23 protein-coding genes are annotated in these 24,889 nt (G+C 64.8%); 6 read left to right on the top strand and 17 right to left on the bottom strand.

Annotation, left to right across the window (positions count from 1 at the left end; translation table 11 throughout):
* Positions 1-23: 23 nt before the first annotated feature.
* Together C7455_RS11165 and C7455_RS11160 are read right to left on the bottom strand one after the other, a co-directional pair.
* Entirely contained in the window at positions 24-443 is a 420-nt protein-coding gene (locus C7455_RS11165) for a hypothetical protein (protein WP_109668263.1), read from the bottom strand.
* Positions 444-571: 128 nt separating this feature from the next.
* Positions 572-1,759: an acetyl-CoA C-acyltransferase gene (locus C7455_RS11160; RefSeq protein ID WP_109668261.1), complete on the bottom strand. Its 1,188-nt coding sequence runs from the start codon at positions 1,757-1,759 to the stop codon at positions 572-574.
* A gap of 77 nt (positions 1,760-1,836) precedes the next feature.
* Between C7455_RS11160 and C7455_RS11155 the strand changes: the two genes are divergently transcribed.
* The 3 genes from C7455_RS11155 (at position 1,837) to C7455_RS11145 (ending at position 4,488) form a co-directional block, all read left to right on the top strand.
* Positions 1,837-2,181, top strand: a complete 345-nt coding sequence (locus tag C7455_RS11155) for an STAS domain-containing protein (protein ID WP_109668259.1) — start codon at positions 1,837-1,839, stop codon at positions 2,179-2,181.
* Positions 2,178-2,681: an ATP-binding protein gene (locus tag C7455_RS11150; protein WP_109668257.1), complete on the top strand. Its 504-nt coding sequence runs from the start codon at positions 2,178-2,180 to the stop codon at positions 2,679-2,681. Before C7455_RS11155 ends, C7455_RS11150 begins: the two co-directional genes overlap by 4 nt.
* 223 nt (positions 2,682-2,904) lie before the next feature.
* Positions 2,905-4,488, top strand: coding sequence for a gamma-glutamyltransferase family protein (locus C7455_RS11145; protein ID WP_109668256.1), 1,584 nt, complete (start codon positions 2,905-2,907; stop codon positions 4,486-4,488).
* A gap of 39 nt (positions 4,489-4,527) precedes the next feature.
* Here C7455_RS11145 and hspQ read toward each other — a convergent pair whose 3' ends face one another.
* Positions 4,528-4,854, bottom strand: coding sequence for a heat shock protein HspQ (gene hspQ / locus C7455_RS11140; protein ID WP_109668254.1), 327 nt, complete (start codon positions 4,852-4,854; stop codon positions 4,528-4,530).
* A gap of 87 nt (positions 4,855-4,941) precedes the next feature.
* On the opposite strand from hspQ, the gene C7455_RS11135 reads away from it, so the two are divergent.
* Positions 4,942-5,823 (top strand): AEC family transporter, encoded by an 882-nt coding sequence (locus C7455_RS11135; protein ID WP_109668252.1) that lies wholly within the window; start codon positions 4,942-4,944, stop codon positions 5,821-5,823.
* A gap of 88 nt (positions 5,824-5,911) precedes the next feature.
* Positions 5,912-6,496: a transglycosylase SLT domain-containing protein gene (locus C7455_RS11130; protein WP_109668250.1), complete on the top strand. Its 585-nt coding sequence runs from the start codon at positions 5,912-5,914 to the stop codon at positions 6,494-6,496.
* A 3-nt stretch (positions 6,497-6,499) separates the two neighbouring features.
* On the opposite strand, the gene C7455_RS11125 is transcribed toward C7455_RS11130, so the two are convergent.
* The 4 genes from C7455_RS11125 to C7455_RS11110 form a co-directional block, all read right to left on the bottom strand.
* Positions 6,500-7,093, bottom strand: a complete 594-nt coding sequence (locus tag C7455_RS11125; RefSeq protein ID WP_109668248.1) for a LolA family protein — start codon at positions 7,091-7,093, stop codon at positions 6,500-6,502.
* A gap of 93 nt (positions 7,094-7,186) precedes the next feature.
* Positions 7,187-10,168: a DNA translocase FtsK gene (locus C7455_RS11120; RefSeq protein WP_109668246.1), complete on the bottom strand. Its 2,982-nt coding sequence runs from the start codon at positions 10,166-10,168 to the stop codon at positions 7,187-7,189.
* Positions 10,169-10,181: 13 nt separating this feature from the next.
* Positions 10,182-11,363 carry an aminotransferase class I/II-fold pyridoxal phosphate-dependent enzyme gene (locus C7455_RS11115; protein WP_109668244.1) on the bottom strand — a complete coding sequence of 394 codons (1,182 nt, stop codon included), beginning with the start codon at positions 11,361-11,363 and terminating at the stop codon, positions 10,182-10,184.
* A 106-nt stretch (positions 11,364-11,469) separates the two neighbouring features.
* Positions 11,470-12,819 (bottom strand): amidase, encoded by a 1,350-nt coding sequence (locus C7455_RS11110; protein WP_109668242.1) that lies wholly within the window; start codon positions 12,817-12,819, stop codon positions 11,470-11,472.
* A gap of 51 nt (positions 12,820-12,870) precedes the next feature.
* Here C7455_RS11110 and C7455_RS11105 point away from each other — a divergent pair, with 51 nt between their 5' ends.
* Positions 12,871-14,130 (top strand): FAD-dependent monooxygenase, encoded by a 1,260-nt coding sequence (locus C7455_RS11105; protein ID WP_109668240.1) that lies wholly within the window; start codon positions 12,871-12,873, stop codon positions 14,128-14,130.
* A gap of 1 nt (position 14,131) precedes the next feature.
* Here the strand turns inward: C7455_RS11105 and C7455_RS11100 are convergent, their stop codons facing one another.
* The 10 genes from C7455_RS11100 to C7455_RS11055 all read right to left on the bottom strand — a co-directional run.
* On the bottom strand, positions 14,132-15,184 hold the full coding sequence (locus C7455_RS11100; protein ID WP_211315485.1) for a permease: 1,053 nt from the start codon (positions 15,182-15,184) through the stop codon (positions 14,132-14,134).
* A 49-nt stretch (positions 15,185-15,233) separates the two neighbouring features.
* On the bottom strand, positions 15,234-15,551 hold the full coding sequence (locus tag C7455_RS11095; protein WP_109668237.1) for an ArsR/SmtB family transcription factor: 318 nt from the start codon (positions 15,549-15,551) through the stop codon (positions 15,234-15,236).
* Between the two features lie 1,038 nt (positions 15,552-16,589).
* A complete protein-coding gene (locus tag C7455_RS20685; RefSeq protein WP_425450642.1) occupies positions 16,590-16,838 on the bottom strand; it encodes a helix-turn-helix domain-containing protein in 249 nt (82 codons plus the stop codon).
* A 493-nt stretch (positions 16,839-17,331) separates the two neighbouring features.
* A complete protein-coding gene (phoB, locus tag C7455_RS11085; protein WP_211315484.1) occupies positions 17,332-18,018 on the bottom strand; it encodes a phosphate regulon transcriptional regulator PhoB in 687 nt (228 codons plus the stop codon).
* Between the two features lie 14 nt (positions 18,019-18,032).
* Positions 18,033-18,749, bottom strand: coding sequence for a phosphate signaling complex protein PhoU (phoU, locus tag C7455_RS11080; RefSeq protein ID WP_109668231.1), 717 nt, complete (start codon positions 18,747-18,749; stop codon positions 18,033-18,035).
* A 34-nt stretch (positions 18,750-18,783) separates the two neighbouring features.
* Entirely contained in the window at positions 18,784-19,581 is a 798-nt protein-coding gene (gene pstB / locus C7455_RS11075; protein WP_109668656.1) for a phosphate ABC transporter ATP-binding protein PstB, read from the bottom strand.
* A gap of 20 nt (positions 19,582-19,601) precedes the next feature.
* Positions 19,602-21,347 carry a phosphate ABC transporter permease PstA gene (gene pstA, locus C7455_RS11070; protein ID WP_109668229.1) on the bottom strand — a complete coding sequence of 582 codons (1,746 nt, stop codon included), beginning with the start codon at positions 21,345-21,347 and terminating at the stop codon, positions 19,602-19,604.
* Complete coding sequence (pstC, locus tag C7455_RS11065) at positions 21,347-22,915, bottom strand: phosphate ABC transporter permease subunit PstC (RefSeq protein ID WP_109668227.1); 1,569 nt, start codon at positions 22,913-22,915, stop codon at positions 21,347-21,349. The genes pstA and pstC overlap by 1 nt, the downstream gene beginning before the upstream one ends.
* A gap of 98 nt (positions 22,916-23,013) precedes the next feature.
* A complete protein-coding gene (locus tag C7455_RS11060; protein ID WP_109668225.1) occupies positions 23,014-24,066 on the bottom strand; it encodes a PstS family phosphate ABC transporter substrate-binding protein in 1,053 nt (350 codons plus the stop codon).
* Between the two features lie 349 nt (positions 24,067-24,415).
* Positions 24,416-24,889, bottom strand: a 474-nt coding sequence (locus tag C7455_RS11055; protein WP_245904305.1) for an integrase core domain-containing protein, incomplete at its 5' end; no start/stop codon positions are given.

Genomic DNA, 24,889 nt, shown 5'->3' with positions numbered 1-24,889 from the left:
CCGCTCCGTCAGGGGCCGCACGATTAGGGATTGCGGGCCGTGGCCTCGTTCCCGCGGAGCAAGAAGAACAGCCCGCCCGCCGTGATCAGCGCCTGAAACTGCCAGCCCAGCCAGTGCCCGCCGCCATAGACCACGACGATGACCGCCAGTGTCGAGGCCGCGATCGCGAAACCCGCCAGCCGTGTCAGCACATCGCCAGACCAATGCAGGATCAGGCCGCCGAGGATCAGCGCCGCGGGCGCTGCGAAATCGGCCAGTGTCGCCAAGGCAAAGGCCCAGAGCGCGATGCCGAAGGCCTCGGCATTGGCGGCCATGCCGCCTTCCACCTTCAAGATCCCCTGATGGACAAGGATGGCGGCCAAGGGTACGCGCAGCGCCCATTGCGCCAGACCGAACCGCGGCGACCGTTCGCTGACGCGGATGACGGTATCGAGTGCAGACATCTCAGACCTCCATTCAAACGTTTCAGAAATTTTTGAAGCCGTCTGCGCGGAGAGATAGACAGGTAGGCTGGCGGGAAAAGGGCCCGGCCCTGACAGGTCGATAACAATGGCGTCAGGATCGGGGGGACTCAGACCCGCTCGATGGCGATGGCCGTCGCCTCGCCCCCGCCGATGCAGATCGCGGCGATCCCGCGCTTTAGCCCGTGGCGTTCCAGCGCATGGAGCAGCGTGACCATGATCCGCGCCCCTGAGGCCCCGATGGGATGGCCCAGCGCGCAGGCCCCGCCATGCACGTTCATCTTGTCGCGCGGCACGCCCATCTCGTGCATGAAGGCCATGGGCACGACGGCAAAGGCCTCGTTCACTTCCCATAGGTCGACATCGCGGACGGACCATCCGAGCCTGTCGAGCAGCTTGCGCGCGGCAGGCACCGGGGCGGTGGGGAACAGGTTGGGTTCCTGCGCATGGGAGGCATGACCAAGGATGCGCGCGCGGATCTTGAGCCCCTGCGCCTCTGCGGCCCCGGCGCGCGACATGACCAAGGCCGCCGCGCCGTCCGAGATGGAGGAGGAATTGGCGGCCGTTACCGTGCCATCCTTGCGAAAGGCGGGCCTCAAGGTCGGGATCTTGTCGGGCCGCGCCTGCCCCGGTTGTTCATCCGCCGTCACCACGGCCTCGCCCTTGCGGGAGCGGACGGTCACGGGAACAACCTCGGCGTCAAAGGCGCCTGACCGGATCGCCGCCAGCGCGTTTTCCAGCGATCCCAGCGCATAAGCATCCTGAGCGTCACGGGTGAACTGGAACGCCTCGGCACAATCCTCGGCGAAGGTGCCCATGAGCCTGCCCTTGTCATAGGCGTCCTCCAGCCCGTCGAGAAACATGTGGTCCTGCGCGCTGGCGTGACCCATCCGCGCGCCACCGCGCATGGCAGGCAAGAGGTAGGGGGCGTTCGACATCGATTCCATGCCGCCCGCCACCACGATGTCGGAGCGGCCCAACGCCAGCTGGTCCCAGGCGAACATCGCGGCCTTCATGCCCGAGCCGCACATCTTGTTGAGCGTCGTGGCCGGCACCTCCTTGGGCAGGCCCGCGGCAAAGCCCGCCTGCCTCGCCGGGGCCTGCCCCTGACCGGCGGGCAGGACGCAGCCCATCAACAGCTCGTCGACCCGGTCAGGCGCGACCCCGGCATCCGCCAAGGCCGCCGCGATGGCCGCGCCGCCCAGATCGGCCGCCGTGGCCCCGGACAATGCGCCCTGAAACCCGCCCATCGGCGTCCGCGCCGCGCCTGCGATCACCACCTCGTCCGACTGCGCCATGATCCCCTCCTGCCGCTCACCGATTGGTAAGGTTTAGGTCCTAACCACAAGGACAACCTAGCAGCGGAGGTCCTGCGATGAAAATGAGTTTCGAGGCGCGCGGCGCGCTGGGTCTGTTGCATGTCGACGAGGCGCGTCTGGACGCCAGCGTCGCCATCCAGTTCAAGGACCGGTTCCGCGACCTGACAGAGGCTGTGGGGGGCGATGTGATCCTAGACCTCAGCCGGGTGGAGTTTCTGGATTCCAGCGGTCTGGGCGCGGTCGTGGCCGCGCGCAAGCTGTTGGGGGCGGGCCGTGTGCTGGAACTGTCGGGGCTTACGCCCGCGGTGGCCAAGGTGATGACGCTCACGCGGATGCACACGGTCTTTCCGATCCATGCCGATCTTGACGCGGCGCTGGCGTCCCGCGTCGGCGCGCCATGACGATGACGGAACAGATCCCCGATGATCTGCGGCGGCGGCTGGTCAATCTGCGGTTCGGCGCGACCATGGATGCGGTGCGCGAGGCGCTCTTGACGGTGGATGCCGCGCTTGCGGCGGCCGGTGCGGCGGATGATCTGCGCACCCGCGCTCAGATCGCGCTGGCGGAGGCGTGCAACAACATCGTCGAACACGCCTATGAGCCGCCGTGCGACATCGCGGATGCGGCGATCGTTCTCGACATCGCTGGCGATCCGGGCGGGTTGCAGATCACGCTGCGCGACAAGGGCCGCGCGATGCCCGAGGGGCCCCTTCCCGGGCGGGAACTGCCCCCCATCGACCCAGACGATCCGGACAGCCTGCCTGAGGGCGGGTTCGGCTGGGCGCTGCTGCGAGAAATGACGCGGGCATTGAGTCTGTCGCGGCGCAATGGCCAGAACATCCTGCGCTTTCGCTTGCTGCACAGCGACAAACCCGGCCATCTGGGTCGAAATGCCATCTGATTGCCTGATTTCGCCCGCAATGCCGCCCAGTTGCACAGGCATCCAGATCACGTAGCTGCAGAGCTTCCCTCGGCGCCGCGTGTCAAAGCCCCCACCCAGTGCGCGGCGTCGAGGTCTCTGAGCTACCACCCCCTTTCCTTCCGGCCGTATCGCTCTGCCCTTGCGCTGCCCGCACCCGGCGGTAGGTTGCGCCCCAGATCCGTGGCGCAAGGGAGGGACACACATGCGCGATTTTCATCATCCGGGCCGGTCGGCGGCCTATGCCGAGAACGGCATGTGCGCCACATCGCACCCGCTTGCGGCGCAGACCGCCATCGCCACGCTGCAGGCGGGCGGCAATGCGGTCGACGCGGCCATCGCGGGCGCAGTGCTGCTGGGCCTGTGCGAACCGGCAATGACGGGCATGGGCGGCGATTGCTTCGTGCTGATCAAGCCTGCGGGCAGCGAAGACATCATCGCGCTGAACGGCTCGGGCCGCGCGCCCGCCGCCTTGACGGGCGCCGCATTGCGCGCGCAGGGGCACACCAAGATGCCGGTCTTCGGCCACCCCGCTGCCGTTACCATACCGGGCGCGATCGACGCGTTTTGCCGTTTGTCGGCCGATCATGGCAGGCTGGGGCTGGATGCCGTGCTGGCGCCCACCATCCATTATGCCGAGGCGGGGGTTCCCGCCGCGCCGCGCGCGCAGTTTGACTGGACCCATCACCACGACACCATGACGCCGACCGCGCGCCGCCATTACCTGATTGACGGCAAGCCGCCGCGGCTGGGCGAGAGGTTCCGCCACCCCGGTCAGGCCGAGGTGCTGCGCCGCGTCGCCAAAGAAGGGCGCAAGGGCTTCTACGAGGGCGAGGTGGCCGAAGATATGGTGGCCAGCTTGCGCGCGCTTGGCGGGGTCCACACGCTGGAGGATTTCGCGGGCACTGCCTGCGATTACACTACGCCTGTCAGCGGAACCTACAAGGGGATCGAGCTGGTCGAGCATCCGCCGAACGGTCAGGGCGCGACTGCCATCCTGCTGTCCAATATCCTCGCCGAATTCGACCTGCCCTCGATGGACCCCTGGGGCGTGGAGCGCGCCCATATCGAGGCCGAGGCCACGAAACTCGCCTATGACGCGCGCGACCGCTTTTTGGCAGATGCCGATCACATGACGCGGCTGGCCTACATGCTTGACCCCGCGACGGCGCGGAAACTGGCCAGTCTGATCGACCCGACCCGTGCCATGGCCAGTGCCGCGGCCCTGTCAGAGGAAACGCACAAGGAAACCATCTACCTCACCGTCATCGACCGCGACCGGATGGCCGTGTCGCTGATCTATTCCGTGTTCAAGGATTTCGGATCTGGCATCGCGTCCGAGAAATTCGGCGTCCTGTTCCAGAACCGCGGCGCGGGCTTCACGCTGGAGGAAGGTCACCCGAACGAGGCGAATGGCGGCAAGCGGCCGATGCACACCATCATCCCGGCGATGCTCAAGCAAGACGGCCGCGTCATCATGCCCTTTGGCGTGATGGGCGGACAGTACCAGTCGACGGGGCACGCGCGGATGCTGACCAATATGGTTGATTACGGCCTTGGCCCGCAGGAGATGATCGACGCGCCGCGTTGCTTCAGCGAATACGGCGAGATGAAGGTCGAGAAGGGCTATGGCCCGGCGGTGCATCAGGGGCTGGCCGATCTGGGCCACAATGTTTCCGTGCCGCAGGTGGGCATCGGCGGCGCGCAGGCGATCCGCATCGACCACGCGCTTGGTGTGCTGGAAGGTGGGTCGGATCCGCGCAAGGACGGCATCGCGCTGGGGTATTGAGGGTCACGCGGGCGGGGGCCATGGGCCCCTGCCCCGGTCTCAGTTCAGTTGATATTCCAGCGGGTATTTCCCGTCGCTGAATTCACCGAACAGGTCGGGCAGGTCGGGATGATCGATCGGCTCGCCGCTGTCATCGGGCACGAGGTTCTGCTCGGAAACATAGGCGACGTAATAGGTCTGATCGTTTTCCGCCAAAAGGTGATAAAACGGCTGTTCCTTGACCGGACGCGCCTCTTCGGGGATCGCCTCGTACCAGTCGTCGGTATTTGCGAATTGCGCGTCGATGTCGAACACCACGCCGCGGAACGGATGCTTGCGGTGGCGCACCACCTGCCCTAGCCCGAATTTTGCCGTGCCTTTCAGCATGACGGAATACCCCCATGAAGCCTTTACTTAACGCCCGCCCGAGGGAAATGTCCATGGTCCGGACAAACGGTCGAGGGAAACAATCTGTTGGACATCATCCTTACGGTCATGGGTGTCGTGGCCCCTGTTCTGGTGCTGGCCAGCACCGGATTTGTCTGGGCGCGGGCAGGCTACGAATATCCGACCGAATTCGTGACCCGCATCTGCATGACGCTGGCGGTGCCTTGCCTGATCTTCACAGCACTGATGCGGACCGAGATCGAGCCGGCCGCCCTGACCGCGCTCAGCCTTGCGGCCTTGGCGGCCTATGCCGTGGTCATCGCGCTGAGCTGGGCGCTGGTGGCCGCGCTCCGGCTGGACCGCGCGGCCTATGTCGCGCCGCTGGCCTTCGGCAATACCGGCAACCTCGGCCTGCCGCTGGCGCTGTTCGCCTTTGGCGAGACCGGGCTGGGATTGGCGGTCGTGGTCTTTGCGGTGATGGCGGTGCTGACCTTTACGATAGGGCTTTGGCTGGTGGCCGGCGGTGCGTCGCCCGGTCGTGTGCTGCGCGAGCCGATGCTTTGGGCGACGCTGTTGGGCGGGCTGTTCCTGAGCATGGGGTGGCAGACGCCCGAATGGCTGACCCGGTCACTGTCGCTGGCAGGGCAGATGGCGATCCCGCTGATGCTGATCACGCTGGGCGTGGCGGTCGCGCGCTTGCGGCCCGGGCGCGTCGGGCGCGCGGTCTGGCTGTCGGGCGCCAAGCTGGCGCTGGGGATCACGGCGGGCGTCGTGGCGGGGCGGGCTTTCGGGCTCGAACCGATGGCCTTTGGCGTGCTGGTGCTGCAACTGGCGACCCCCGTTGCGGTCACGTCCTACCTTCTGGCCGAACGCTACCGGGCCGATGCCGATGCCGTGGCGGGGCTTGTCATGGTATCGACGCTGATGGCGATCGTGGCCTTGCCGATCACATTGGCGTTTCTCGTCTGAGCGGCTGAAACCCGGCATTCCCTCCGGGCGCGATTCCGGCTATGGTCCGCGAAACAAAAAGACCATCATATCGGGCACGAGCAGGATCATGAAACGCAGAACCCTTGTATTGGGCGCGATTTGCGCGCTTGCGGCTGGCTGTGGCCAGCGCGGCAGTTTTTCGGCCCCCCGCAGCCTCGACGATGCCTGTGCGCTTGGGCGCGAGCGCCCCAACTACTTGCGCGCAATGCAGCGCGCGGAGCGACGCTGGGGTGTGCCTGTGCATGTGCAGATGGCGACATTCCATCAAGAAAGCCGTCTTGTCGGCGACGCGCGCCCCCCCTTCCGCTACGCGCTGGACGTGATCCCGATGGGGCGGATGAGTTCGGCCTATGGCTACAGTCAGGCGCTGGATGGAACTTGGGAAGAATACCTGACCGCAACAGGCAATCGCCGCGCGCAACGGACGAACATCGAAGATGCCGCCGATTTCATGGGGTGGTACATGACCCTCACGCGGGAACGCAACGGCATCCCCCTGACGGATGCCCGCAATCAATATCTGGCCTACCACGAAGGTCATGCGGGCTATGCGCGGGGCAGCTACAACGCCAAGCCATGGCTCTTGGGTGTCGCTGATCGCGTCGCCGCGCGGGCCGAGGTCTACAGGGTTCAGCTTCAATCCTGCCGCTGAGGATCACCTTTCGCGGGACTGGATTTCCTGCGTGATGTTGAACAGACGCGCGGACAGGCGCCCGCCTTCGGTCAGTCCGCCCAGCACGACCGTGGTCTCGCCGCCGCCGTTGTCGGTGATGACCCATTGGCGCAATTCCACCGGATCACCGGTAAAGACCAGCTCGATCGTGCCGATCTCGGGCCGATCGGGATCTTGCGCCAGAACCCGCGTCGCGGTGCCGTCGTAGCGGTGTCCGATGACCATGCCCGACCGCGCCAGATCGACGTTGCGCGCAAGGATCAGGTTCAGCGGCGTTTCTGACAGCGGATAGGTTTCGGGGCGTGTGTTGGACCGGCCGTCAAAGATCGCCACCTGCTGCCCGCCCGCGATCACCAGCAGATCGTCGCCCGGATATTCGAAGCGGACGCGCCCGGGACGGTGCATGTAGATCGTGCCGGTCGAGATGGACCCGTCGGCGTTGATCTGGGTAAAGCTTCCCTGCGCGGTATCCATGTCGTTGAGGTAACGCGACAGGGCGGACAGGGGCACAAGGTCTGCGAGCGCCGGGGCGGCGGTGGCGAGACTGACGGCAAGGGCAAGAACGAGCTGCTTCATGGCCTCAAGATATGCCTTTCCTGCGCCGATTGAAGTGGGTGAAACCCGCATCACGCAACCGTCACCTATACCCCGGCGGCAGCCCGCCGTCGCTCATTCCTGCTCCGGCACGAGGATCTCGCGCTTGCCGACATGGTTGGCCCCGCTGACCAGCCCGGCATCTTCCATCTGTTCGACCAGCCGGGCGGCCTTGTTGTAGCCTATGCCGAGCTTGCGCTGGATGTAGGAGGTGGAACATTTCCGGTCCTTCACCACGATGGCGACAGCCTGATCGTACAGCGCATCCTCGCCATCCGTGTTGCCGCCCGTGTTGAGCCCCAGCACCGCGTCGATGTCGCTTTCGCGGTCGTCGTCGGGGCCTTCCAGAACCGTGCTGGCGTATTCGGGCGGGCCGAAGGATTTGAGGTGGCGTACAATCTCCTCGACCTCTTCATCGCTGACGAAGGGGCCGTGGACGCGGGTGATCTTGGCCCCGCCCGCCATATAGAGCATGTCGCCCATGCCCAGAAGCTGCTCGGCGCCCTGTTCGCCCAGAATGGTGCGGCTGTCGATCTTGGACGTGACGTGGAAGGAGATCCGCGTTGGAAAATTCGCCTTGATCGTGCCGGTGATCACATCAACCGACGGGCGCTGCGTCGCCATGATCAGGTGGATGCCCGACGCCCGCGCCATCTGCGCCAGACGCTGGATGCAGGCCTCGATCTCCTTGCCCGCGACCATCATCAGGTCGGCCATCTCGTCGACGATGACGACGATGAAGGGCATGGTGACCGGCTTGAATTCCTCGGTCTCGAACACCGGATCGCCTGTCTCGTCGTCGAAACCGGTCTGATAGGTCCGCTTGAACATCTCGCCCTTGGCGAGCGCATCTTTCACCCGGCCGTTGTAGCCGTCGATGTTGCGCACACCCATCTTGGACATCTTCCGGTAGCGTTCTTCCATCTCGCCCACGACCCATTTGAGGGCCACGACCGCCTTTTTCGGGTCGGTCACGACAGGCGAGAGCAGATGCGGGATGCCGTCATAGACGCTGAGTTCCAGCATCTTGGGGTCGATCATGATCATCCGGCATTCTTCGGGCGACAGCTTGTAGAGCAGGCTCAGGATCATGGTGTTGATCGCGACCGACTTGCCCGAACCGGTGGTGCCCGCGATCAGCAGGTGGGGCATCTTGGCCAGATTGGCGATGACCGGGTCGCCGCCGATATCCTTGCCCAAGGCCAGCGGCAGGCGCTGGTTTCCGTCGCCAAAGCTGCGGTGGCTGAGCAGTTCGCGCAGCAGCACCTTTTCGCGGTGCTGGTTGGGCAGTTCGATGCCGATGACCGAGCGGCCCGGCACGGTGGAGACACGCGCGGACAGGGCCGACATCGACCGCGCGATATCGTCAGACAGGCCGATCACGCGGCTGGCCTTGAGGCCCGGCGCGGGTTCCAGTTCGTACATCGTGACCACGGGGCCGGGGCGCACGCTGACGATTTCGCCCTTGACGCCGTAATCATCGAGCACCGATTCCAGCATGCGCGCATTTTCCTCCAAAGCCTCGTCGCTCAGGTGATGGCGCTCGATGATGTCGGCGGGGGCCAGCAGCGCCAGCGAGGGCGGCTCGTAGGCGGGTTCCGGCTTGGCCTGCAACGGTAGGGAAGGCTGGGCATCCGCCTGCGCCTGTTTCGATGTCGCGGGCTTGCGCGCGACGGCGCGTTGCATCACCCGGCGCTGCAGTTCCGTTTGCGGCAGGCTGTAGGCCAGCGGTGCGACGGGGATAGCCTCGGACGTGTCATCGTCGAGGAAGAGGTTGTCCAGATCCTCGTCGTCCAGCGGTGCGGAATAGGCAACCGGCGCGGGCGCCGGGGCCGGGGCCGGGATGGGCGTCTGCGGACGGTGCGCGGCGGTCAGCGGCGGTTCGATCCGCTGGGCCGGGTTTGCGGAAGGGGGCGGCGCAACAGGGCGCAGAGGGGCCGTGCCGGGCACGACACCCCGACGCCGGGCAGCGGCTTCTGCGACGCTGCCCGGGCGTCGGACCCGGGACTTGATGACATCGGTGATCCGGGCTCGGATCTGATCCTCGTCGGGCGGCGCGATGCGCGCCGTCGGGTCCAGCATGGGCGCTGACGGTCCGGGGGGCGGGGCGGCTACATGATGCGGTTCGGGCTCGCGCGGGCGCATCAGCGGCATGCGCGCCAGCAATCCGGACGTCGTCCGACGGACGGGCAAGATCTCGTCCTCTTCGTCGTCATGGAGGATCGGAACGCTGTGCAGCGCCGGATCGGGCGCCATAAAGCGGGGCGCTGCGGCCTCGGCACGGCGGATCGGCACCTCACGGCCGCGCTGCGGCACGAGCGGCGGGGCTGAGGCACGCGTTTCGGAGCGGGCTTCTCGCAGGGCGGCGCGGCGCGCGGCCATATGGGTCGCGGCCTGCCCGGCCCCCTGACCGGCGCTGCGCAGGCCGGTCGATAGCATTGCTCCGACCGCCAGCAGGCCGAGGATGAGGAAACGCAGGCCCCAGCCGAATTCCGCCCGGCTGACGCCCAGCACGAAAAGGCTCAGCAAGACGGCGGCCGGAAAGGCCAAGGCCGACAGCACGCGCAACCCGCTCTCGGGCGCCATAGGCATGGCGTTCAACACCGCGCCAAGGATCGTATCGCCGAACAGGCCGCCCAGCCCGAAGCTGTGAGTCCAGCCTTCGCCGGGTGCGAAACTGGCGGCAAAGATCGAGGTCAGCGCGACCGCGATCGGGATGAACAGCGCGCGGCCAATCACCCGCTCATGGCCAGACTGCAGCAGGAAACGCACACCCCAGACGGCGGCCACGACCGGCAAGAGCAGCGCACCATAGCCCATGATCATCATCAAGATTGCGGCAACGGAAGCTCCGAACCGGCCCAGCAGATTTTGCGGCACGGCATCGGTTGCGGCCATGAAATTCGGGTCATCGGGCGCATAGGACAGCAGGAGGGCGATGAGGGCCGCCGCAGAACCAAGCAGCGCAAAGCCCATGGCCTGCTGCCCCAGCCGCATCAGCGCGGCATGCGTCTGATCGTCGAGAAGTGGATCGCGCTGTCTGGTCTGATAGGCCATCGGTCCTACATCCTCATCCGTAAAGACACGCCTTGAGCCGGATCAGCCCGTCGCGCATTTCTTGTTGTTCGGCGACCATCGCCACCCGGATCTTGTCGGCACCCGGCGTCACGCCGCCGGCCTCGCGCGCCAGATAGGCGCCGGGCAAAACCCGCACACCGGTCTCGCGCCAGAGCTTCAGCGCCGCCGCCTCGCCATCGCTGACCGGCAGCCACAGAAAAAAACCTGCCTGCGGAGCGACATAGCCCGGCACATCGCCGAGGATCTCGTCGGCCATGGCGTATTTCGCGCGGTAGAGCGCGCGGTTTTCCTCGACATGGTCCTCGTCACCCCATGCGCGGACGGCCACCGCCTGCAAAGGCAGGGGCAAGGGGGCGCCGGTATAGTTCCGGAGCTGCTTCATCTCGGCGATGCAGGCCGGGCCGCCGGCGGCGAAACCCGAACGCAAGCCCGGCATGTTCGAGCGTTTGGACAGCGAATGGAACACCACCACCCGTTCGGGATCGGCGCCAGTGCGGGCCACGGCCTCAAGCGCACCGGGAGGGGGCGTGTCGCGGTACAGCTCGGAATAGCATTCATCGGCGAAGACGCGGAAATCGTGCTTTTCGGCCAAGGCTAGCAGCGCATCCCACCACGCGGCATCGGCGACCGCGCCCTGCGGGTTTGCGGGCGAACAGACATAGGCGATGGCGACCCGGTCCAGCACATCGGCAGACAGGCCCGCGTAATCGGGCAGATCGCCGGTCGCCTCGGTCGCGGGGACATAGACGGGCTCGGCCCCCACGGCCAGCGCCGCCACGGCATAGACCTGATAGAAGGGGTTGGGCATCAGGACGACGGGCTTCTTGCCGCCCTTGGTCTCGGGGCAGAGCGCGAGACAGGCGTTGAACAGCCCCTCGCGCGTGCCGTTGAGCGGAAGGACCTGACGGTCGGGCGCGACATTCACGCCGTAGCGGCGCGCGATCCAAGCCGCGATGGCGGTCTGCAATTCCGGGCTGCCGTCATTGGGCGGGTAGCGCCCCAACCCGTCGAGCGATGCCGCGATTTCATCCCCTACCCACGCGGGAAAGGGGTGGCGCGGCTCGCCGATCGACATATGGATGACCGGCCCGCCGGCGGGGTGTACGTCGAGAAGCTTTCTCAGACGCGGAAACGCATAGTCGGGCAGGTTAGAAAACCGCTCGGGAAACGCCATGTGACTGCCTCAGGTCGGGGTCATTGGTGCCCCGTTCGTGACCAGCCTACAGCCTTGCCGCAGGCCGGTCCAGAAAAAGCCGCAAGGTATCAGGCGGCTGTGGCCGTCAGGCCAATGCCGCCTCGGCCGCCGCGCCCAGCCGCAGCAGCCGTTCCTCGGCCATCGGGGGGGCCAGCATCATCAGCCCGCAAGACGGCACGCCTGCCGGGAGGGTCAGGCCGCAGAGGTTCATCAGGTTTCCGACGCGGGTGTTCCTGAGCGTCAGCAGGTTCTCGGTGACGTAGTATTGCGCGTCCGTCATCAGCCGTTCGATATGCGGCGGCAGGTTCGGGACACTGGGCAAGAGGACGGCATCATATCCTGCCGTCTCCGCCGCCCAGACCCGCCGGAGCGCGCGCAGCTTGCGCCAGGCCGCAACGAAATCGGGCGCGCTGAAATCGGCTCCGCCGCGGAACCGTTCGAGAATGCGGGCATACATCTTGTCTGGTGCGGCCTCGATCACGTCGCGCCAAGTGCCGTAGCCTTCGGTGGCGAAAAGCACAGGGGACAGGTCCATCGCCTCGGCAATACCCGCGACAGTGCCCGTCTCGATCTTGGCCCCCGCCTGCGCCAGCCGGTCGACCGCTGCCGAAAAGGCCGCACCGGGGGCCTTGCGCACATCGCCGCTGTAGGGCTCCAACACGAGAAAGCGTGCGCCCTGCAAGCTTGCGCCGCGCAGGTCGGCAGGTTTGCTTCCCTCCATCACCGCAAGCAGTTCGGCGCAATCCTCGACCGTCCGGCAGAGCGGCCCAACCGTGTCGAAGCTTTCGGCCAAGGGCACCACGCCGTGCAGGCTGAGCCGCCCATGCGTCGTCTTGAGGCCCACCAGATCGTTCCATGCGGCCGGCACCCGCACAGATCCGCCGGTATCCGACCCGATACCCGCAGACGCAAGGCCGTAAGCCACCGAGGCCGCAGCCCCCGAGGACGATCCGCCCGGCACACAGTCCCGGTCGTTCACGTTGGGCGGCGTCGCGGGCAAGGGATCCGTGTTGCCGCCATAGGCCGGGTTCAGGCCCAAACCGGAAAAGGCCAGTTCAGACATATGCGTCTTGCCCAGACACACGAGGCCCGCGCGCGTGGCGCGTTGCAAGACGTCGGCGTCTGTGTCGGGCACACGGCCTTCCAGCAGCATGGAGCCTGCTTCGGTGACGACCCCAGCGGTGTCGAACAGATCCTTCCAGCTGAGCGGCACACCGTCGAGGAGCCCGCGCCGCACGCCGTTCTTCGCCCGGTCGCGGGCAGCCATGGCCTCGGCCCGCGCACGCTCTGGCGTCAGCCGGGCATAGATGCGGGGACCGTGCTCATGCGCGCTGGCCGCTTCCAGATAGGCCTCGGCCAGATCCACGGGGTCGATTTGCCCCGCGCCGATGCCCCGCCCCAGATCGCTCGCGTTTTGCCACAACCAATTGCTCATCTCTGCCCCCTGCCCATGATGTCGCAAGCGACGCTACAGGCGGCGGGTCGCATGGACAATCCCGGCTTGAGGACCATAGTCAGTTGCATGTCACATGATGCGGATATCCTGATCGTCGGCGGCGGGTTGAACGGCCCCTGCCTCGCCTTGGCCTGCGCGCAAGCAGGGCTGAGCTCCATCGTGATCGACGCCCTGCCCGAGGATGTGCGCTCGGGCGACGGATTCGACGGGCGGTCCTATGCGCTTGCGCTGGCCTCGGTCCGGATGCTGGGGGCGTTGGGGCTTTGGGCGGGATTGAAGGATCACGCCCAGCCGATCTTGCAGATCAAGGCAAGCGACGGGCGCGCTGGCGAAGGGGCCGCGCCTTTCTTCCTGCATTTCGACAGCGCCGAGCTGGAAGAAGGCCCGATGGGTCACATGCTGGAGGACCGACATCTGCGTCGCGCGCTGCTTGACGCGATGGCGACAGAGCCGCTGGTGACGCATCGCCCCGGTATCACCGTTGTGGCGCAATCGACCGAAGGCGCGGCCTGCGTGACGCTGGATGGTGGCGAGGTTCTGACCTGCCGTCTTCTTGTCGGCGCGGATGGGCGTCGGTCAGGCACCGCCCTGCGCGCAGGGATTAAGCGGACAGGATGGGACTACGGGCAGACGGCGCTGGTCTGCGCCATTGCGCATGAGCATCCGCATGACGGCATCGCGCATCAGTTTTTCATGCCGCCCGGCCCGCTGGCGATCCTGCCGCTGCCGGGCAACCGGTCCTCCATCGTCTGGTCGGAAACACATGTCGATGCGCGCCGTCTGATGGAGGCCGGTGATGCGGAGTTCCTTGCGCATTTGCGCCCGCGCTTTGGCGAATTCTTGGGCGAGATAACGCTTGCAGGGCAGCGGTACAGCTATCCCTTGAACCTGACCATCGCCAATGCCTTCGTGGCGACTCGTCTTGCGCTGGTGGGAGATGCGGCGCATGGCGTGCACCCGATCGCGGGTCAGGGCCTGAACCTTGGGTTGCGCGACGTGGGCGCATTGGCCGAGGTGCTTGCCGATGCCACACGGCGGGGCGAGGATATCGCGGCGGCTGATGTTCTGGCGCGCTACCAGTCGTGGCGGCGGTTCGACACCGCGGCGCTGGCGATGGCGACCGATGGCGTGAACCGTCTGTTTTCCAACGACAACCCCGCCCTGCGCCTGATCCGTGACATCGGCATGGGCGCGATCAGTGCGGTGCCCGCCTTGCGGCGGGGCTTCATGCGGCAGGCCGCCGGACTGACCGGCGACCTGCCCCGGTTGTTGCAAGGGCGCGCGCTCTAGCTCAGGCCATCGAGACCCAGAGCTGGAACAAAAGGCCCGACGCAAGGGCCCCCGTCAACGAGAGCCCGATATAAAGCGCGAAGACCTGCGGTTTGGCCAGCGCCCAGACCGCCATGGCCGCCGGGATCGACGTCACACCGCCCGCCACGAGGAAGGCCATGCCCGCACCCGGCGCCATGCCCTGCCCGATGAGCCCACCGACCAGCGGCAGCGCGGCATAGCCATTGAGATAGGCAGGTACGCCCACAAGCGTCGCGGTCAAGATGGGCAGGAGCCCGTCACCGCCAAGGGCGGCCGTCACGGTTTCTGCCGGAATCCATGCCAGCATCAGGCTTTCGAGAATGAAGGCGAGCGTCAGCCACTTGGCGAGGAAGAGGGTCGTGGTCCATGCGGTCTTGCCGAATTTCGAACGGCGATCGGCCTGTTCCCAGAACCGCCAGACCACCGGTTTGGGCGCGCGGATCTTGGCGCCACCGCAGCCGCCGTTGCCGATGCCGTCGCGCAGGGGATCGGCAAAGGCACCGCCCCGCATCATCAGGTGCACGACCAGACCGCCGAACAGACCCAACCCGATGGCGGCAAAGGTCTTGGCGACAGCGAATTCAAGATCCAGCACACCTGCCGTCAGCACGAACATCGACGGGTCCATGATCGGCGAGGCCAGCCAGAAAGCCATGACTGCCGACAAGGGGACCCCCATCGCCAGAAGCGCCGCGATCAAGGGGATCACCCCGCAGGAACAAAACGGCGAGATGCCACCGGCCAGCGCCCCCAGCGCGATCATCAGCAAGGGCGCCCCGGTAAAGGCCTTGGCGATCAGGTTGTCGGCACCGGTCGCATTGGCCCATGCGGCAATGGCAATGGACAAGATCAAGAAGGGCGCTGTGCTCATCAAGGCAGATCCTGCAAACACGGCGCTGTCGCGTGCCTGCAGCGGATCGGTTACGGCCAGTGCGGCAAGGATCAGCGCGGAGGCTAGCCAGACCCGTTGATCTTGCCAGATATGGCGCAAGGTCGACCGAAGGCCGGGCGCGGCAAGGGTTGTGTCGGTCATCACCAGATCTCCAGATTTATGGATATATTCGATGCGAAAGGGCGGGACATCACGCAGCGTCCTCGGTTGGGCGCAGGGTAACGCCCGAGCAACATTCGGACGTCAGGAAACCGACCAAAGCGCGCATGGCGGGCACATCGACGCTGTTGAACACTTCGCGTCCTTGCCGGTCCTGCAAGACCAGCCCGGCATCGACCAGCGTCGACAGGTGATGGGCCAGTGTGGAGGGGGCAAGGCTCAGATGCTCGCCGATATCGCCTACGCGCAGACCGTCGGGCCCCGCCCGCACCAACAGACGAAAGATCGCCAGGCGGGCGTCATGGCCAAGAGCGGCAAGCGCGCGTGAATGGGGAGTCGTGACGGTCATGGGGTCAATATAACTACTAACCTAGTTTTGTAAAGGAGTGACTTCGCATCACCCCGGCAAGCCTGACCGTACAGATCAAAGGCGCCCGTGGTCGAGGGATGCTGGCCGACAGGCTGCAGCTTGGTGCACGGTGATCCTCTGCATAGGATCTGAGGCAAGGACGTCGGCTTGCACGGCGAAAACTGCCGCGAGCAGCGTTTGGCCAACCCCGGTAACCGATGCGGTGGACGGTGCCTTCCGGACCGGTGCCATGATACGCAACCTTGGCACATTGGTGGCGTCGGGCGGTGTCTGGCTTATCGGTTACCAACTCGGAGACTGCACAGCATCCCACTTCTGGGTGTGCAAGATGTATGGTTGAGACGATTTCGGGCACTCAAACCGCGGCGGATTGGCCAAGCCGGTCGGTACCACTGATTTTCCTTCATGGAGTTTTTCTGCCGATAAAAGCGCCAACACTGCCCCGAGGGGCAGTACATGACGTACTAATGTAATGTGCTATTTTGGTTGCGGGGACCCGCACTGGCCTTTGTCGAAATTCAATTAACGTCTAATGACGCCTCACAAAATTCTATACTATTTTCTGCTTGAGTTAACCTAGCGGGTTTGGAAGGTAACGCTCCAACCCGTCGGGAAGTCTCATGACGTCCCCCAAAATTCATTCAGTTCACTTTACCCCTGAGAACTCGGCCGCTTGAGGCAGGGCATTTCGGCAATGTTATCCTCCCTTGGAGACACGCTGTGATCGATGAACACGCCATCTGTCCCATCGTGCTGAAAGGAAACAGCGCCCTTTCCGCGGGGCATAACGCCGGTGTCGGAATCTGGGCCGTGTCGCCTTGCTCACTGATGCTTGCAAGACGAACGGCATGGATCCCGACGCATGACTGTGGCCAACCTTACCGTCATCGTCCAATGGCAAAACCAGCGCCAAGCCCACGATCTGCTCTCGTGGAACTACACCGTTACCGTCTGATCGCGACAGCACTTTTGTGAAACTAGGGGGGCAATAATTTGTGGGCAGGTACGTTCACGGGATCAGCTTATGAAGGCCAAACGGTATCCTGTGCCACGGACTGTCTCAATTGGGTCCCTGTCAAGTTTCTCGGCAAGAGATTTCCTAACCCTGCTCAAAGCCACTCGCACCAAGTCGGGGTGGGTTTGAGTTGTGGATCCGTATGCGATGGAATGAAGCTCTTCAGGGCGCCAGACATGGTCCGGGAGGTCAAACATCGGTGCGATAAGTCGATACCCGTTCAGTGGCACAGGCGCGCACACGCCATTCATCGTCAAGGTCAACGCTGCTTCGTCCAGCGTGATATCTCCAATGGTCCGACGTTGTGAAAGGCCCAGGGGACGACTGCGCCGGAGAAGAGAACGAAGCCGAAGGATAATCTCGGCCAATCCTGCGGAAGGGTGGATCGCATCCATCGCAATGCGTTGCGGCGCATCGTCCAAGAACACAGAGAATCTGTTTCTGGCGTCTTGCAGCGGTTGCAACAAGGCTACCCCGATGCTTTGGGTCCGCACCCTTTGACACAGGTATTGAACATCAGGCAAATCCGCGTTTTGGCCCAACAAGACGATATCAGGGCGCACGTCCTCAATGCATGCTCCCATCTTCGCCCTGGAGCTTGCAACAACCAACCTCGGCATCCATGGGCCGATCATTGTGACAAGTTCGGAAATTCCCGCGTCCATACCATCCACGACGCAATGAAGGGGCGCCGCGCGCGGCAAGATGTCGTGGGCCTCGACTCCGAGGATCACGCCCGGCTTCCTATCCAAGCGCGTAACCCGCGCCGCGCACGGTGCGGATCGGGTCGCCATGATCGCCCGCCTTCAGCGCCTTGCGTAGGCGGCCCACATGCACGTCGACCGTGCGGCTGTCGACATAGATGTCCCTGCCCCAGACGCGGTCGAGCAATTGCTCGCGGCTCCAGACCCGGCCCGGGCGTTCCATGAAGGCAGTCAGCAGCCGGAACTCGGTCGGCCCGAGGCTCAGCTGTTCCTTGTTGCGGTAGACCCGGTGTTCGGCCAGATCGACGAGAATATCCTCGAATTCCAACCGTTCGCCCACGGTAGCGGGACGAACCCGGCGCAACTGGGTGCGCAGACGCGCCAGCACCTCGGCGATGGAATAGGGTTTGACGATGTAGTCATCGGCCCCGGTTTCCAGCCCGCGGATCTTGTCCGTCTCCTCGGACCGGGCCGACAGCATGATGATCGGGATGCGTGCGGTCTCTGCGCCCATCTTGAGTTGGCGGCAGACCTCGATCCCCGAAACATGGGGCAGCATCCAGTCAAGCACGATCACATCGGGCGGGGTCTCACGCACCATGTCGAGCGCGATGTCGCCCGCCTCGGCGGTCATCACCTGAAACCCTTCGGCCTGGATGTTGTAGGCCAGAACCTCGCGCTGCGCAGGCTCATCCTCGACTACCAGCACCAGCGGTTCGCCAGCCATCACCGTCTTCCTTGTTACTTGGTCACGCCCGCATCATGCGGTGTGCGGTCCTGCTTGGGACGGTCCTCGTCGGGCAGATCGCCGGTCACGAGGTAGATCACCTGTTCAGCGATGGAGGTCACGTGATCGCCCATCCGTTCGATGTTCTTGGCCATGAAATGCAGATGCATGCAGGTCGTGATGTTGCGCGGATCTTCCATCATGAAGGTCAGGTATTCGCGGAACAGCGCCGAATACATCTGGTCCACGTCGATGTCGCGCGCGCGCACATCGGCGGCGAGCCCGGCATCGCGTTGGATATAGGCGTCGAGCGCGTCCTTGAGCATCAATTCCACCTGCCGCGCCATCCGCCGGAGCGAAGCGCCGGTGCCATTGACGGGCGGCTGGTCGATGATCGTCTCGGTGCGCTTGGCGATGTTCTTGGCGTAATCGCCGATGCGTTCGAGATTTGTCGACACGCGGAACACGGTCAGCACCGTGCGCAGGTCGCGGGCAATGGGCTGGCGCTGCGCGATGATACGCGCGGCCTCGTCGTTGACCATCTCCTCCAGCGCGTCGATGGCCTTGTCGCCAGCCCGCACTTCGCGCGCCAATTCCACGTCGCGCAGCTCAAGCGCTTGCGTGGCTTTGGCAATCGCGTCCTCGACAAGGCCGCCCATGCGCATGATCTGCGCCTGGATGCCTTCGAGGTCGCGGTCGAAACTTGCGACGATGTGGTCGGAATTCGGCATGGTGGTCTCCCCTGCCCTGCTCGGATGTCTGGCCTCAGCCGATCCGGCCGGTGATGTAGCTTTCGGTCCGAGGATCCTCGGGATTGGTGAATATCTTGGAGGTCTCGCCAAATTCCACGAGGTTCCCGAGATGGAAGAACGCCGTTTTCTGGCTGACGCGGGCGGCCTGCTGCATCGAATGGGTCACGATCACCACCGAATAGCTCTGCCGCAGCTCGTCGATCAGCTCCTCAACCTGCGCCGTGGCGATCGGGTCGAGCGCGGAACACGGCTCGTCCATCAACAGAACCTCGGGGCTGGTCGCCACCGCGCGCGCAATGCACAAGCGCTGTTGCTGGCCGCCCGACAGGCCCGTGCCGGGCGCGTCCAGACGGTCCTTCACTTCGTTCCACAGGGCAGCGCGGCGCAAGGAGGATTCAACTACCTCGTCCAGTTCCACCTTGGTGCGGGCAAGGCCGTGGATCTTGGGGCCATAGGCCACGTTGTCGTAGATCGATTTGGGGAAGGGGTTGGGTTTCTGGAACACCATCCCCACCTTGGCGCGCAACTGCACCGGATCGACCCTTTTGTCGTAGATGTCTTCGCCGTCGAGCAGGATATCCCCCTGCACGCGGCAGACGTCGATCGTGTCGTTCATCCGGTTCAGGCAGCGCAGGAAGGTTGATTTTCCGCAGCCCGAGGGACCGATGAAGGCCGTCACGGTCTTGTCCTCGATTTCGACATCCACGTCCTTGAGCGCATGGGTGGTGCCGTAAAAGACCTGCACTTGGCGGGCCTCGATCTTGATCTCTTTTGTGTTCACGTCGCGCTCCGTCAGTCGCATGTCGTTCATGTTGGCATCCTCCATCGGATTTACCACCTCCGCTCGAATTTGCGCCGCAGCAAGATCGCAAGAATGTTGAGAGCAAAAAGCAGGAGCAACATCACGAGGATCGCGGATTGCGCGAGCCCCTCGCGCACCGGCGCATCCTGGTTCTGCGCGAAAAGATAGACCACCGTCGGCATCGACTGCGCCTGTTCCAGAAGCCCGCCCGAGAAGGGAGAGGACAACAGCGCCGCGCCGGTCGACACCGACAATCCGATCAGCAGAAGCGGCGCGGTTTCCCCCAGCGCCTGCGCGATCCCGATGATCGTGCCGGTCAGGATGCCGGGGGCGGCCAGCGGCAGCTTGTGGTGGAACACCATCTGCACCTTGGACGCGCCCACCCCCAGCGCCGCGTCGCGGATCGAAGGCGGAACGGCCTTGAGCGAGGCGCGTGTGGCGATCACGATCGTGGGCAATGTCATCAGCGACAACACGATACCGCCCAAAAGCGCCGTGCCCCGGATCGAATTGCCAAAACCAAGATCCATCAGCGTGAACAAGATCGCAGCGCCGAGGATGCCGAAGACGATGGACGGCACGGCGGCAAGGTTGGCGATGTTGATCTCGATGAAATCGGTGAACCGGTTCTTGGGCGCGAATTCCTCGAGGTAGATCGAGGCCGCGACGCCGAAGATCAACGAAAAGACCAGCACCACCAGCATCATGTAGGCCGATCCCATCAACGCCGGGCCGATCCCCGCGATCTCGCCGCTTTGGGAATAGGGGTTGGTGAAGAAATGCCAGCGGAAGGAATTGCCGACCAGATCCGCCTCGACCATCGCGTCGACCAGCGAAAGCTGGCCGATGTCGAAGCCCGGCGGCAACTGTGCGGTTCCGACACCCGACAACTCGCCGCTGAGGTAACGGGTGACGGCGATATCGATGGGGACGCCGACGGTTTCGGAGGTGCCGACAAGGTCGGGATTGTCGACCAGCCGGTCGCGCACATCGCGGCGGTTCGTGGCGTAGATTAACGCAGACAGCGCCGCGTCGTCGAACTGGGCAGGCTGGCGCAAGGCACCTGCCGCATCGAGCAGCGCCTGCTGATAGCCTGTCGCGGCCAAGGCGGCGACCGCATCAGCCCCGCCCGCGGCATCGATGGCTGCGACCGTCGCCGCCGCGTCGTCGAACCCCACATCGGTCAATGCCTGCGCGGCGGCATCGCGCGCCGCCAGCGCCGCATCTGCGTCATCCCCGCTAAGCGCCGTCGCGGCCGCGCGCAGCGCGCTGCCGGCTTGCCCGAAGACACGCGCTGCATCGGCCGGGGCACCCGCCGCCTCGACCACCACACCGCCGCCGGTGAGGCCCGCGGCATCAAGCGCCGCGACAGCCTCGGCCACCCACCGCCGTTCCACGGTGCCTTCGATGTCGATGCCGGCCTCGACCAGCGTTTGCCGCAGCGAGTTGGTGAAAATCCCGCGCTCGAACCCGGTGCGCAGGTTGATCCCGCCGATTTCCGCAGGATCCACGTCCCCGCCGTCGGGGTTCAGGATGGCCGGATCGTAGAACAGTTCGATCTGCGCCTGATACTGGAACAGCGCCGGAACGCCGCGCGACACGATGGACCACAAGAGCACGGCAAGAAAAAACAGCACGACCGAAATCGCGGCCAGACCCAACCAGCGCAGGGTCGCCCCGGCGCGGTGGCGTTTGCGCACCAACGCCGTTTGCGTCAGCAAGGAGGATTTGGCTTTGGGCGCGGGCGTCGCCCCGGACAGGCTTGCGTCGGACATCAGTCGTACTGCTCCCGGTATTTGGCGACCATGCGCTGCGCCAGAAGGTTCAGGCCCAGCGTGATGAAGAAAAGCGTGAAGGCGAGCGCGAAGACCGCCAGAACGTCGATGGAGTCAAACCCCGATCCCTCGCCGGTCAGCACGGCGACGATGCGGGTGGTCACGGTCACAACCGCGCCAAAGGGGTTCGGCTCCAGCCCCTGCACATTCGACAGCGCGCCCGCCGCCAGAACAACGATCATGGTCTCGCCGATGGCGCGCGAGGCCGCCAACACGACCGCGCCGACGATGCCCGGCAGCGCGGCAGGCAAGATGACCTTGGTCACGGTTTCGGCCTGCGTTGCACCCAGTCCCAACGACCCGTCGCGCATGGCCTGCGGCACGGCATTGATCACATCGTCCGACAGCGACGAGACGAAGGGCACCAGCATCATGCCCATCACGACGCCCGCCGTCATCACCGAGACGGTGTTGGGCATGACGGTCGCGCCCACCACGGCCTGCAAGAACGGCCCGATCGTGATCAGCGCGAAGATCCCGTAGACGATGGTCGGCACCCCTGCGAGGATTTCCAACGCGGGCTTGACCCAGGCGCGCGCCCATTTGGAGGCGAATTCCGACAGGTAGACTGCGGCCAGCAGCCCAAGCGGAACCGCCACCAGCAAAGCCACCAACGATATGTAGAGTGTGCCCCAGATCAGCGGCAGGAAGCCCAGCACCGATTCATATTGGCCATCGCGACCTTCGGGGATACCGGCCACGTCGCCCGCAGGCGCCCAAGCCATCCCGAACAGAAAGTTGAAGAACCCGTATTCGCGGAAAAACGTGATCGAGGGCACGGTGATCGCGGACAGAATCGCGATGGTCGTCAGGATCGCCATGGTCGAGGCGAAGATCAGGAACCCGACGATCCAGCGCTCGACCACGGTGCGGGCGCGGAAGTCGAGCGAGATAGCCCTGAGCGCGAGGACAAACCCAAACACAGTCAGCGCCAGTGCGACAAGAGGCCCCGCGGTGGCCATGCGCGCATTGAACCGGCGCAGGTCCTGCGCCACGGTCAGCATGCCTTGGGTCACCGACGATCGGACCACCTGCCCGTCGGCGCGCAGGCGGTCCTGCAGAGGCGCCAGATCGGCCCGCCACCGCTCGATGTCGGCCTCATTCGCGTTGCCATTGGCGATGTAGCCATCAATGGCGACCGCCAGCCCCTTGACCGTGGCAACGAACTGCGTGCGCAGAACCTCCTCGCGGATTTCGATTTCCCGTTCGGTCAGGCCCTCGCGTTGCTGCAGGGGAACCTGCACATCCTGCAGTTCATCGGGAATGATCGCGTTGGCATAGATGTTCGACACGACGCCCGTGCTGAACACCCAGACAATGATGAAAAGTACGGCAGGCGCGACGGTCGCAAAAACGACATGCCAGCCGTGCTGGTTCGGGCGCGAATGCATCGAACGGGGTGCTGCTTCGGACAGGGTCCTCGCGCGGCGATACCCCAGCAGATAGCCCGCGACCGCCAGCACGAAGATGACTAGCAGCACCACGGGAAAGGTCAAGAAAGCGCCCATCGCGAACCTTCGAACTTGTCTCGGGCAGCGTGCCGCCCGGTGTGAGGAGGGGCGGCCCCCGCAATCAGGGACCGCCCGGTCATCAGATCCGGATCAGATCAGCGCAGGGCTGCAACCATCGCCTGCGTTTCCGCCAGCGCCGGGTCGGGCACGAGGCCGTATTCGGACAGCGGGCCGCCGGGGCCTGCGATCTCGTCGGAGATGAAGAATTCCACGAACTCGAGCAGGCCGGGGATGACGCCGATATGCTCTTGCTTGATGTAGAACTGCAGCGGACGCGACACCGGGTACTCACCGACCGAGATGGTCTCGGTCGACGGGGTCACGCCGGACATCGTGGCGACCTGCAGACGGTCGGTGTTGTTCTCGTAGAACGACAGGCCGAACACGCCCATGCCGGTCGGGGTCGAGTCGAGGTTGGCCAGCGTCTGGGTGTAGTCGCCTTCGATGTCGACCGAACGGCCATCGGTCCGGACGGCCATGCAGGCATCCTCGGCGGTGTCTTCGTCGACACCGGCAGCCAGCATCGCTTCGAAGAAGCCGCCCTGCTCGCACCCTGCCAGCAGCACGTTTTCGTCAAAAACTTCACGGGTGCCGTGGTTGGTGCCCGGGATGAAGGCGTTGATTTGCTGGTCGGGCAGGTCGCCCGCAACGCCCATCGACTGCGCGACGGCAGCGGCTTCGGCCCAGGTGGTCAGGGTGTTGGGAACCAGGGCGCCGTCGATGAAGTGCTCGGCGGCCAGCGCGATGTGCCAGTGAACCGGCTCGAACGCGAAGGAGGGACCGTTGATGTCCGAGGCGAAGACAATGCCGTCATAGCCAAAGCGCACTTCGATCGGGGTCACGCCTGCGCCCATGCAGCTTTCGCGCTCGGTCACGCTCATCAGCGAGGAGGAGTTGGCGATGTCGATGGTGCCTTCGCCCACGCCTTCGCACAGCATGCGACGGCCGGTCGACGAACCGCCGCCCTCGACCACGGGGGTGGCGAAATCGGTTTCAGCGCCAAAGGCTTCGGCGACGATGTTGGCATAGGGCAAAACGGTCGAGGAACCGGCGGCCTGAACGTTCGTGCGCGTTTGAGCGACAGCAGAGGTTCCGGCGCAGACGGCGATGACCGCGATCGCAGCCGTTGAAAACTTGAGATGAGACATGATCTTCTCCTTACATTCGTTCCAGGGCGGCGAGCACCCTCGGTGGCCGAGTAGCTACGCGAGATGACAGTCGTATATCGAAAATGATACAGTTTTGTGACAAGGGGCAACGCGACGGGTTCCGCCAAAAGCCCCAGCTTCAAGCAGTCCGGTTCTCAGGGTGCAGAGCAGTGCCAAAAACTCTTGCGAACAGCAGTCGGCACATACATCTCCGCCCCTTGCGAAGGTGACGACAGGTTCAACGCGTCCTGCCCAAAGCTGCCGTCGGCGTGGCGTTGCAGCGAATGTCTGCATCGATCAGAGGGCGATCTGAACGGCAGCTCAGGACCAGTGACGTTGCCCCCAACTTTTATCCAGCGTGAGCGAGACTCCGGGTTTGAGTTTTCCCTGTTGGGGCGGTTTGGGCAACGGGGGCTGGCGCGGAGCTTTGCGGGTTGCGCAGCGTCAGGCCCCGTTGCGGGGTGAAGGTCTGGGCGAACTCGGTAGGCGTCTGCCAGCCGAGGCGGGAGTGGGGGCGTTCGGTGTTGTAGTCCATGCGCCAGGCCGCGAGCGTGGCGCGGGCATGGTTCAGGGATGCAAACAGCGTCTCGTTCAATAGCTCGTCCCGGAGGCGACCATTGAAGCTCTCGATGAAGGCGTTCTGGGTCGGCTTGCCCGGCGCGATGTAGTGCCAGTCGATCTTGCGGTCATCGGCGAAGGTCAGGATCGCGTTCGAGGTGAACTCGGTTCCATAGCATGTTGGGAATGACGCGCCGTAGAAGGTTATGGCCGCCTGCTGCGCAATTCTGGAGGCTGCGCAGGCGGCCATAACCGGGTCTCGGGT

Origin of the sequence: Roseicyclus mahoneyensis, assembly GCF_003148775.1 — a bacterium.
GTDB lineage: Bacteria > Pseudomonadota > Alphaproteobacteria > Rhodobacterales > Rhodobacteraceae > Roseicyclus > Roseicyclus mahoneyensis.
This window is presented reverse-complemented; position numbering and strand designations above follow the sequence as displayed.

Bases quoted from the DNA above. Each gene is read 5' to 3' on its own strand.
- C7455_RS11060 (WP_109668225.1), bottom strand. From the start codon at position 24,066: ATGTCTCATCTCAAGTTTTCAACGGCTGCGATCGCGGTCATCGCCGTC.
- phoB (WP_211315484.1), bottom strand. From the start codon at position 18,018: ATGGCTGGCGAACCGCTGGTGCTGGTAGTCGAGGATGAGCCTGCGCAG.
- C7455_RS11125 (WP_109668248.1), bottom strand. From the start codon at position 7,093: ATGAAGCAGCTCGTTCTTGCCCTTGCCGTCAGTCTCGCCACCGCCGCC.
- C7455_RS11105 (WP_109668240.1), top strand. From the start codon at position 12,871: ATGGACAATCCCGGCTTGAGGACCATAGTCAGTTGCATGTCACATGAT.
- C7455_RS11155 (WP_109668259.1), top strand. From the start codon at position 1,837: ATGAAAATGAGTTTCGAGGCGCGCGGCGCGCTGGGTCTGTTGCATGTC.
- C7455_RS11100 (WP_211315485.1), bottom strand. From the start codon at position 15,184: ATGACCGACACAACCCTTGCCGCGCCCGGCCTTCGGTCGACCTTGCGC.
- C7455_RS20685 (WP_425450642.1), bottom strand. From the start codon at position 16,838: ATGAATGGCGTGTGCGCGCCTGTGCCACTGAACGGGTATCGACTTATC.
- phoU (WP_109668231.1), bottom strand. From the start codon at position 18,749: ATGCCGAATTCCGACCACATCGTCGCAAGTTTCGACCGCGACCTCGAA.
- C7455_RS11150 (WP_109668257.1), top strand. From the start codon at position 2,178: ATGACGATGACGGAACAGATCCCCGATGATCTGCGGCGGCGGCTGGTC.
- C7455_RS11130 (WP_109668250.1), top strand. From the start codon at position 5,912: ATGAAACGCAGAACCCTTGTATTGGGCGCGATTTGCGCGCTTGCGGCT.
- C7455_RS11145 (WP_109668256.1), top strand. From the start codon at position 2,905: ATGCGCGATTTTCATCATCCGGGCCGGTCGGCGGCCTATGCCGAGAAC.
- C7455_RS11160 (WP_109668261.1), bottom strand. From the start codon at position 1,759: ATGGCGCAGTCGGACGAGGTGGTGATCGCAGGCGCGGCGCGGACGCCG.
- C7455_RS11120 (WP_109668246.1), bottom strand. From the start codon at position 10,168: ATGGCCTATCAGACCAGACAGCGCGATCCACTTCTCGACGATCAGACG.
- hspQ (WP_109668254.1), bottom strand. From the start codon at position 4,854: ATGCTGAAAGGCACGGCAAAATTCGGGCTAGGGCAGGTGGTGCGCCAC.
- pstB (WP_109668656.1), bottom strand. From the start codon at position 19,581: ATGAACGACATGCGACTGACGGAGCGCGACGTGAACACAAAAGAGATC.
- C7455_RS11110 (WP_109668242.1), bottom strand. From the start codon at position 12,819: ATGAGCAATTGGTTGTGGCAAAACGCGAGCGATCTGGGGCGGGGCATC.
- pstC (WP_109668227.1), bottom strand. From the start codon at position 22,915: ATGGGCGCTTTCTTGACCTTTCCCGTGGTGCTGCTAGTCATCTTCGTG.
- C7455_RS11165 (WP_109668263.1), bottom strand. From the start codon at position 443: ATGTCTGCACTCGATACCGTCATCCGCGTCAGCGAACGGTCGCCGCGG.
- C7455_RS11115 (WP_109668244.1), bottom strand. From the start codon at position 11,363: ATGGCGTTTCCCGAGCGGTTTTCTAACCTGCCCGACTATGCGTTTCCG.
- pstA (WP_109668229.1), bottom strand. From the start codon at position 21,347: ATGTCCGACGCAAGCCTGTCCGGGGCGACGCCCGCGCCCAAAGCCAAA.
- C7455_RS11095 (WP_109668237.1), bottom strand. From the start codon at position 15,551: ATGACCGTCACGACTCCCCATTCACGCGCGCTTGCCGCTCTTGGCCAT.